Origin of the sequence: Photorhabdus viridis (assembly GCF_040256935.1) — a bacterium.
Taxonomy (GTDB): domain Bacteria; phylum Pseudomonadota; class Gammaproteobacteria; order Enterobacterales; family Enterobacteriaceae; genus Photorhabdus; species Photorhabdus viridis.
This window is the reverse complement of record NZ_JBEJZY010000159.1, coordinates 1-1,223: the sequence shown is the minus strand read 5'-3', so window position 1 is coordinate 1,223 and position 1,223 is coordinate 1. Positions and strand designations below refer to the sequence as shown.

Annotated in this window: 1 protein-coding gene; it reads right to left on the bottom strand. The window is 51.4% G+C overall.

Annotated features, from left to right (window positions below):
* On the bottom strand, positions 1 to 1,223 hold a 1,223-nt coding region (locus ABR397_RS22675), incomplete at both ends, for an IS4-like element ISPlu9 family transposase (RefSeq protein ID WP_350307681.1).

The window sequence follows — 1,223 nt, the reverse complement described above, 5'->3', positions numbered from 1 at the left end:
AAATCAACTGATTTAGCCAGCAAATAGCCGTCTATCAGGGTTTGCAGCCGAAACCAGCCTTCCCAAAGTCGTTCCCATCCGACTCGACCCGTGCGTTTGGAATCGTACCAGCCGGCCAGTTTTCCCAGATTGATGAAGGCCCAATGCAAACTCGGGGCTTTTTTCGGCACACGGCGCTTTTCTTGTTTTGACCACAGTAATTTCCACGCCAGGGGGCTTAATACTGTCTCACAGCTCTCTTTCTCTGCCTCTTCTTTGTTCAGACCCATAAAACGCAGCTGGTGTATTCGGACCGCAATAAAGGCCAGCAGCACTATCATGCGCTCCAGATTATCTTTGCTTTGCATACGCAGCGCTTCTACCTGCGTGCCGCCCGTTTTCCACGCTTTGTGAAATTCTTCTATCAGCCAGCGGCGCTCGTAATAACTGAATATTTTATGGGCGTCTTCCTGACTGTTAACGGGTTCGGAGGTCAGAAGATGCCAGCAAAGCCCATCCTCCGGACCTTTTTCGTAGCAACCGACATAAAATATCCGCACCGCCTCACCGCTTTTTCCTTCGGGGATTTTCAACGTCACTTCGGCATAACTGATATCACAATGCGCGACACGCGCCTGACGCCCGCCTTTCTGTCTGACCTGAACTAATCGTTCTCCAGCACTCTGTAACCGGCTGATAAAGTCATAAAGTTTATCCTGACTTTCCTCTATACGCCGGTTTTGCATCGAACGGATGACGAAACGTTGTTTTTGGCTCGTTTTATCACGCAGATATTCGATGATATCGGCTTCACGGTCACAGACAGAAATCACGTTGGCCATCTGCTCTCCTAACCGGCTGTCGACGGCTTGTGAGGCCCGTTCCCACTTATAACTCTCTTTCCCTTCATAAGGGCGTGTGTCGCGTTGTCGGCTTTTGCCATAATCACTGACATCTCGACACCAGCGCTGTTGCTCTATCAACCCCACGACCTGTTGTTCTTCAGGCGCAAATAACAACACCGAGTGTACCTGCATGCCCCGGGATTTTTTCTTTGAGGTGGTATAGCCGAGTTCATCGGCGACCGACGCATGGGAAAATGACAGGGTTGTCGTGTCTTCCAGCGCTAACAGGCAATGATAACGTTGAGCGTGAGCGACGGTGGCGGTAAATCCGGCTTCGGCGATGGCCTGAGGCGCAATGGCGGAATTTCGGGTCAGTCGGTAGGCCGCTTCAACATCGGC